Genomic DNA, 2,493 nt, shown 5'->3' with positions numbered 1-2,493 from the left:
ACAATATTCACGCCAATCAGGAAGATGAAAACATGCTGATGGGCAAGGCGCTGGCGGATATCAAAGAGAGCGATTTGCAGGACTTTGCATTTTCAAATTTGAAATTCGACAAGCTTTCTAAGCAGCGCGGACATTATCTCATCACCGAATATAAAAAGAGCCTAAAAAATCCAGAAGCAGGCAAGATGCAGCTACTTTTTTATATCTATCTTTTAAAAATAGGCTTAAATTTAAAAGAGGTGAAAGGCAAGCTAATTAGCGGCAAAACCGTCATAGCCATTGAGGATAATGCCGAAAATTTCACTAAAATCGAAATAATTCTAAACGGCATTACCGCCATTGTAAACGAGCCAAAGCCGCCTAAATTTAGACCGCAAAAGATTTGCGAGAGTTGCGCTTATCGTGATTATTGCATTTAGGAGATAGAATGTACGCTATTTTATTTTACGATATTTCAAGCAGCGACGAAAAGGAGAAAAATAACGCTGCACGCGTCCGAAAGGCGGTCGAGAAGTTTCTGCCTCGCGTGCAATTCAGTGTTTTTGAAGGTGAAATCAGAGCGAGCGATCTTAAAAAATTACTGGCGATTTTGCAAAAAGAATGCGCCAGCAAGCTTGATTCGGTAGTAATTTATACTTTTAATTCGCTCAAATATTCACAGCGTCTCGTCATCGGGTGCGATAAAAACGAGGCAATATTCAGCTAAAATTTAAGGATAAAGTATGCAAAAATCGGATCGCACGCATTTTATTTTGAGCCCAGGCCGATTGCGCCGCAAAGATAATAATCTATACTTCGATAAATTTAACGACGAGGGCGGAATTCTAACTAGTAAAATTTTGCCGATTAATGCAATTGATGAAATTTATATTTTGGCGCGGGTAGAGCTTGACACTTATGCTATGGCGTTTTTGGCTGATAATAACATTTTGTTGCATATTTTTAGCGCCTATCAGAGCTTCCGCGGCAGTTTTTTCCCGAATACTTCAAATTCTGTAAATAAAAGCGGCTTTGTGCTTTTGGCGCAGCTGCGGGCTTTTGATGATCTTTCTAAGCGCCTTTTTATCGCTCGTGAGATTACTCGCGTTCGCATCTTAAATGCAGCCATTAATTGCAAGGCTTACGGCGTCTCGCTCGATACTGCGCCGCATCTGGATGCTCTAGCGCGCGCCTGCGACATAGCAGCGGTAATGGCGGTGGAAGGCGGCTTTGCCAAGCAGTATTTCGCGGCCTGGAACGAAATCATCGAGGATCAGCGCAGTTTTAAATTTACGACGCGCTCCAAACGCCCGCCGGCAGATAAAATTAATGCCCTCATTAGCTATGTAAATACGCGTATTTATAACGTCTGCCTCAGCGAAATTTATAAAACCGAGCTTGATCCGCGCATCGGCTTTTTACACGAGCCAAACTACCGTGCGCTAAGTCTGCATCTTGATCTTGCAGAGATTTTTAAGCCTATTTTAGGCGATAGATTAATTTTTGGAATGTTAAATAAACGCGAGATTACGGTAAAAGATTTTGAAACGGATGCGGGGCGTATTCGATTCGGTCGAGAAGCGGTGCAAAAAATCGAGCTAAAAATGATTGAGAAACTATCATCTTGCGCGAACGTAGCGGGACAGAGCTTAACCTGGCGTCAAATTATACGTCGCGAGGCAAATCAGATCAAAAAATACGTCTGTGAAGGCGTGCCTTACGAGGGACTGGTATGGCGGTAGGCTGGGGTTTTAAGCTCATTCGTGCTTTTGAAATTTTGACTAGAATCACTTGTGCCTATAGATTGCGCCCTCTTAAGATGCATGTGCTTTTGAAATAAATTTGATCTGAAGCACGGAACGGCGAACGAATTGGCTTTAAAAACGCATATGCTTTTAAAATTTCAGCTTTTTATTCACACTTCGATTTTTGAATATCTTTATATTTAGATTTTAACATTTGCGCTCACGATACATATAGATAGTGATAAAGTTGTTTTTAAGATTTTTAAATGCCGAAATTTTGGGCATTGAGCAATCGGCGCTTTTTTAAATTTAGTCCATTTTAAGGCATAAAAATATATACTCCTAACACTTTCTACCTAGAAAAATGGCAAAATTCGTGCTGTAGAATTCCATCCCGTTGGGAATTGAAACATCAAGGATTTGGAAAATAATCCCAAGAATGTAAGGTTTGAAACACTTAAAAAACTGCTTGAAAATGCCGGTTATGTAGCCACAAACAATGGCTCGTCGCATTGGCAGTTTAGAAAACCCGGTAGAGATTTGATAACAATACCTAGGCAGAGACCTATGAAAGTTATCTACGTCATAGAAGCTTTAAAAGCATTGAAAAAGGAAGAGAAATGAAAAAAGACAAAAGTTATTATCTAAATTTGCCTTACGAAATAATCGTAAGAAAACTTACCGATGACGAGGGCGGCGGATATTTTGCAAGATATAAGGACTTCCCTTATATTATGGGTGACGGCGAAAATGAAGCAGAAGCAATAGC

The 2,493-nt window shown here is 40.3% G+C and carries 5 protein-coding genes; all 5 read left to right on the top strand.

Annotation, left to right across the window (positions count from 1 at the left end; translation table 11 throughout):
- The coding region (locus tag Q0236_RS04245; RefSeq protein WP_297915442.1) for a Dna2/Cas4 domain-containing protein at positions 1-419 on the top strand (419 nt) is incomplete at its 5' end.
- An 8-nt stretch (positions 420-427) separates the two neighbouring features.
- On the top strand, positions 428-706 hold the full coding sequence (gene cas2 / locus Q0236_RS04240; RefSeq protein ID WP_297915440.1) for a CRISPR-associated endonuclease Cas2: 279 nt from the start codon (positions 428-430) through the stop codon (positions 704-706).
- Positions 707-722: 16 nt separating this feature from the next.
- On the top strand, positions 723-1,721 hold the full coding sequence (gene cas1 / locus Q0236_RS04235) for a CRISPR-associated endonuclease Cas1 (protein WP_297915438.1): 999 nt from the start codon (positions 723-725) through the stop codon (positions 1,719-1,721).
- Between the two features lie 414 nt (positions 1,722-2,135).
- Complete coding sequence (locus tag Q0236_RS04230; RefSeq protein WP_367274733.1) at positions 2,136-2,348, top strand: type II toxin-antitoxin system HicA family toxin; 213 nt, start codon at positions 2,136-2,138, stop codon at positions 2,346-2,348.
- Positions 2,345-2,493, top strand: a 149-nt coding sequence (locus Q0236_RS04225) for a type II toxin-antitoxin system HicB family antitoxin (protein WP_367274732.1), incomplete at its 3' end; no start/stop codon positions are given. The genes Q0236_RS04230 and Q0236_RS04225, both read left to right, overlap by 4 nt.

Source organism: uncultured Campylobacter sp. (assembly GCF_938031315.1).
Lineage (GTDB): Bacteria > Campylobacterota > Campylobacteria > Campylobacterales > Campylobacteraceae > Campylobacter_B.
The sequence above is the reverse complement of the archived record's forward strand: the minus strand, read 5'-3'. Positions and strand labels throughout refer to the sequence as shown.

Coding starts and splice junctions, on each gene's coding strand:
- cas2 (WP_297915440.1), top strand. CDS start 428: ATGTACGCTATTTTATTTTACGATATTTCAAGCAGCGACGAAAAGGAG.
- cas1 (WP_297915438.1), top strand. CDS start 723: ATGCAAAAATCGGATCGCACGCATTTTATTTTGAGCCCAGGCCGATTG.